Raw genomic sequence first — 3,067 nt, forward strand, 5'->3', positions numbered from 1 at the left:
GCACAACGATGGTATACCACCTGCAAAGGCGGAAGAAAATCTTAACTTACTGTCCGGAAAAAGTTGACCACTACACTACAGTTGTTTACCAGCTGGCATAGCCATATCTGGCTATGCTGGATCTGCCTCAACCTCCATCAAGGGAATGTGTCAGATTTGGTCTAAACTAATCCAGATCAGACTGATCTGGCCCCCTACTGCCCGCTGGTAGAGGCGTACATGGCACAGAACGAGGTAGATCCACTGGCGCTTGTCGCAGCGCTCAAAGGATACTAAATGGAAAATCAGCCTGTTGTAAAAAGCACTCGGTTTTGGCTATGGATCTCGATTCTTATTTTTGCTGCTTCCAACTCAGTCGTAGCAAAAATCGGGGAGCTCGGAGCCCATCATCCCATTCATGGAAACAACCCCATATCTTTTTGTAACCTCTTGTTCGCTGGAAATCTCTTGGCGGGTATCACCCTTTTTATCATCTACAGGAAAGATTGGCGCCTCAGCATTTTAAAACAGTACCCTTTCAAAGACTGGTTTTACATGTTTGTGCTTGTCTTGATGTCTGGAGTTCTTGCTCCCGCCTTCTTCTTTATTGCTCTAATGATCACGGAAGTGACCAATGTCGTTTTGATCTCAACTCTAGATGCTCCCTTAGGACTCTTGTTAGCCTATGTCATGTTTCGGGAGGCGCCTACAAAGTTCTCAATAGTGGGGGCCCTAGTTGTAACGGTTGGTGTTATTGCTATTTTTGCCTTAAATCAACCGCCGATGGAAAGGCCGATGAGCATGAAAATGCTGGACGTTGGAAACCCTGAAGTGAACCAGTTCCTACAAACCCTCCCCAAAGCCGGAGAAATTTTAACCGCTATAGCAACACTCTTAGGTGTCATTGCCGTTCAGGTGAGCCGGAAACTACTCGACCGCATCCCTATTGGCGTCTTTTCAGTTTTCCGCATGCTTGCAGGGGTGATCCTCTTTACGATCATTGTCCTCTCTGTATTTGGCCCCAACCACTTTAACGATCTCCTTTCCCCTTTCCTCTGGGTGTGGATGCTTGTATATGGAGCGATCATTATCGTTTTTGGGCAAATCACCTGGTTTAAAGGGCTCCAAGGCGGGGCGAGCTCTGCTGACATCTCTATCTCGACAGCCATCACTCCCGTTGCCGGCATCTTCTTCGCTTTTCTTATCCTGCAAGAGATCCCCAACTTTGCTCAAATCGTTGGAGGGATCATCATCATGGCTGGAATAGGGATCTCACTACTCGGCCAATATCGTGAACAAAAGGCTCTCAATGTGAGGTATGAAACGCCGTGCTCATTTAAGGGTGTATAGCGCCTTCAAGCGGCAGCGCATTGATCTGACGCTGCACTGGCATGTCAATAAGGATCGATTGTGTTGCTTATAGAATCAACCCCCAGACCTTGATGATGGCGACAACATCAAGGCGTTTGCCGAGACGGCTCAACAGATTCTCATCACTCTCGGTCTGGTCCAAGTGGGGGATGGCTGATCTTGCCCACCAGCAACGGACACGCCATTAAGCAGTTTGCTGTGCCTCAAACGCTCCTGGGCTGAGGTAGCCGTTGGCGCTGTGAAGGCGGGTTCGATTGTAATCCACTTCTATGTATTCAAACACCGTTTCACGCATCGCCAGTCTTGTTGGAAAGCGTTCGCCATGAATCGATTCTACTTTTAGTGAGTGGAAAAATGTTTCTGCGCAAGCGTTGTCGTAGCAGTTTCCCTTCGCGCTCATGCTACATTCCAGATTATGCGCTTTGATCAGCGACTGATAATCTTGGGAGCAGTATTGGCTCCCCCGATCAGAGTGCACGATAACTCCCCTAGGCATTTTTCGTCGCCTCAGGGCCATACGCAAAGCATCACAGACCCGTGTGGCCGTCATTCGCTCTGACATCGCCCAGCCGACAACCAGGCGGCTATAGAGATCTATCACTACAGCCAGGTATAGCCAGCCTTCTTCTGTCCATAAATAGGTGATGTCCCCAACCCATTTCTGATTCGCCGCCGTAGCATTGAAGTTCTGCTTCAGTAGATTGGAAGCCACCGGCAGATTGTGCTTCGAGGAGGTAGTGGCCTTATACTTCTTGACTGCCTTAGCCCGCAGCCCCTGTCGCCGCATGCTGGCAGCAATTGTCTTACGGTTATACACATTACCTCGGCTTGTGCCAGTTCCTTTGTCAGCCGCGGTGCGCCACTGCGTTTTTTGCTGGCCGTAAAACACTCCTGTACCTGGCGATCCAGCTGGTCCCGATGTTGCTGTCGCTTGGAACAGAGTGTTCCTCTGGCTACCCAGTCGTAGAAGCCGCTGCGGGATACGTTCAAAACCCGCACCATTGCCTTGACGCTGAACTCTTGCCTGTGTTCTTGCATGAAGGCGTACCTCATTTCAGGCTCTTTGCAAAGTACGCCGCGGCTTTTTTTAAGATTGCCAGTTCCTCTGCCTGCTCCGCCAGCTGCCGTTCCAGCCGGGCATTCTCAGCCGCTGGCTGTTTCTCGGCATCTCCTCGATCCTGGTGTAATCTAGCCTTACTCCGCCAGCCGTAGATCTGGGAGGTATGCAGGCCGAGCTGTTTGGCTGCAGCGCTTACGCCCACCTTAGCCGCCAGCGCCAGGGCCTCTGACCGGTACTCCTCGGAGTATTGCTTGCGAGTGGTTTTGGTTGATTTCTTTGGTCTTGCCATGGGTCACCTCTGTCGCGTAGTTTATCGCTTAAGAGAGTGTCCGTCGTTGGTGGGCAAGATCAGTCATCAGATAGTGACTGATGTCCCGGCTTGTCTCTGCGATGGAGCGTAGGGTATCGCGCCAAACCCGGTAGCTGCTGCGGTGTATATCAAACGCCTCACAAAGGCGCTGAACAGCGTAGCTCTCCTGCAATCGCTCAATTATCGAGAATTGTTCAGCGAGTCCGACATCAAGAGAGCTGTAGCCTTTTTTAAGATTTCTTTCTCCTCTTCGACACGTCTGAGCTTGCGCTCTAGTCCAAAAGGGAGACCCCCCGGCTTTGCCGGGGAGGCACGCATAGTTTGACAGATCCGGAAGTCCCATAGTA

At 50.8% G+C, this 3,067-nt stretch carries 1 protein-coding gene and 2 pseudogenes; 1 reads left to right on the forward strand and 2 read right to left on the reverse strand.

Going from position 1 to position 3,067, the window contains the following annotated elements:
- The first annotated feature begins 276 nt into the window (after window positions 1–276).
- Window positions 277–1,329 carry a DMT family transporter gene (locus Q1A48_RS20845; protein ID WP_299948722.1) on the forward strand — a complete coding sequence of 351 codons (1,053 nt, stop codon included), beginning with the start codon at window positions 277–279 and terminating at the stop codon, window positions 1,327–1,329.
- A 205-nt stretch (window positions 1,330–1,534) separates the two neighbouring features.
- Here the strand turns inward: Q1A48_RS20845 and Q1A48_RS20850 are convergent.
- Together Q1A48_RS20850 and Q1A48_RS20855 are read right to left on the reverse strand one after the other, a co-directional pair.
- Window positions 1,535–2,699, reverse strand: a pseudogene (locus Q1A48_RS20850) (IS3 family transposase).
- A gap of 121 nt (window positions 2,700–2,820) precedes the next feature.
- Window positions 2,821–2,996, reverse strand: a pseudogene (locus Q1A48_RS20855) (IS3 family transposase); the annotation flags it as partial.
- Window positions 2,997–3,067 lie beyond the last annotated feature (71 nt).

The sequence above is a fragment of the uncultured Microbulbifer sp. genome (genome assembly GCF_947489355.1).
GTDB lineage: Bacteria > Pseudomonadota > Gammaproteobacteria > Pseudomonadales > Cellvibrionaceae > Microbulbifer.

Excerpts from the sequence above, each read along its gene's own strand:
- Q1A48_RS20845 (WP_299948722.1), top strand. The coding sequence starts at position 277 with ATGGAAAATCAGCCTGTTGTAAAAAGCACTCGGTTTTGGCTATGGATC.